General features: G+C 49.6%; 1 protein-coding gene. It reads left to right on the forward strand.

The genetic code is table 11. The annotated features are described in order from the left end of the window. Positions 1 to 2,056: ribonuclease R (gene rnr, locus ACTHUE_RS16760; protein ID WP_440424027.1), on the forward strand; the 2,056-nt coding region annotated here is incomplete at both ends.

Genomic DNA, 2,056 nt, shown 5'->3' on the forward strand with positions numbered 1-2,056 from the left:
CTTTAAATTTACGAGAAAAAGACCCGTATTTGGAGCGGGAGAAACAACGTTACGCTCATCCGTTGCCCAGCCGTGAATGGGTCATTGAATTATTGGAACAAAAAGGTGTGCCGACAAAAATCGAAGCTTTGGCACATGAATTGTCGATTACAGAAGATGAATATGAATTCTTCGAGCGCCGTCTGAAAGCGATGGCACGCGATGGCCAGGTGTTGATTAATCGACGTGGGGCGGTGTGTGCGGCAGAAAAATTGGCATTGGTTAAATGCCGTGTCGAAGCGCATAAAGACGGTTTTGGTTTTGCCGTGCCGCTTACGCCGACAGGTGAGGGCGATTTCGTCTTGTATGAGCGTCAGATGCGCGGCGTGATGCACGGGGATATTGTTACCGTGCGTCCTGCCGGTATCGACCGCAGAGGCCGTCGCGAAGGTACGGTTTTGGATGTGGTGGAGCGTGCGCAGTCTAAAGTGGTCGGCCGTTTTTATATGGATCGCGGCGTGGCGATTTTGGAGGCAGAAGACAAACGTTTGAATCAAAGCATTGTTTTGGAACCTGAAAGTGTAGCGCGCTTTAAACCGCAATCCGGTCAAGTCATTGTTGGTGAAATTGAGACTTACCCCGAGCAAAACCGCCCTGCCGTAGCGAAAATTATTGAAGTATTGGGTGATTATGCCGACAGCGGTATGGAAATCGAAATCGCCGTGCGCAAGCACCATTTGCCGCACCAATTTAGCGAAGCGTGTGTCAAAGCTGCGAAGAAAATTCCCGATCATGTGCGTAAAACCGACTTGAAAGGGCGCGTGGACCTACGAGATTTGCCTCTGGTAACCATCGATGGCGAAACTGCGCGGGACTTTGACGATGCGGTTTTTGCCGAAAAAATCGGCCGCAATTACCGCTTGGTGGTGGCGATAGCCGATGTCAGTCATTATGTCCGCCCTGATGACACGATTGATGTAGATGCTCAAGAACGCAGTACCAGCGTGTATTTCCCGCGCCGTGTGATTCCGATGCTGCCGGAGAATTTGTCCAACGGCATCTGCTCGCTCAATCCTGATGTCGAACGCCTGTGTATGGTGTGCGATATGGTGATTACTTATGCCGGCAATATCAAGGAATACCGTTTCTATCCGGCAGTAATGCGTTCGCATGCGCGACTGACTTATAATCAAGTTTGGGATTGGATTTCAGACGGCCGGGATCATCCGTTTAAACCGCAAATCGATACTCTGTATAAATTATTCAAAATCTTGCAGAAAAAACGTTTCGAGCGTGGCGCGGTTGAGTTTGAGAGCATTGAAACCCAGATGATTTTCGACGACAACGGTAAAATCGACAAGATTGTTCCCGTTGTACGCAACGATGCGCACAAGCTGATTGAAGAATGTATGCTGGCGGCGAATGTTTGCGCGGCAGAGTTCTTGCTGAAAAACAAACATACGGCTTTGTTCCGCAATCACTTGGGCCCGACTCCCGAAAAACTGGCTACTTTACGCGAGCAGCTTGGTTTGCTGGGTCTGAGTTTGGGCGGCGGCGATAATCCGACGCCGAAAGACTATGCTGCGCTTGCCGAACAATTTAAAAACCGTCCGGATGCGGAGCTGTTGCAAGTGATGATGTTGCGTTCTATGCAACAGGCGGTTTATGAGCCGCATTGCGACGGTCACTTTGGTTTGGCTTATGGTGCATATGCACACTTTACTTCGCCTATCCGCCGTTATCCGGATTTGACGGTGCATCGTGCCATCAAAGCTGTATTGAACGGACAAACTTATCAACCCAATAAAACCTGGCAGGCTTTGGGCGTACATACCTCTTTCTGCGAGCGCCGAGCCGATGATGCCAGCCGCGATGTGGAAAACTGGCTGAAAACTTATTATATGCGCGACAAAGTCGGCGAAGTCTTTAGTGGTAAGATTTCGGGCATGACAAGCTTCGGTATTTTTGTAACCTTGGACGACATTCATATCGACGGTTTGGTACACATCAGCGATTTGGGAGAGGATTATTTCAACTTCCGTCCTGAAATTATGGCAATTGAGGGCGAACGCAGCGG

The organism is Neisseria sp. P0021.S005 (assembly GCF_051956955.1).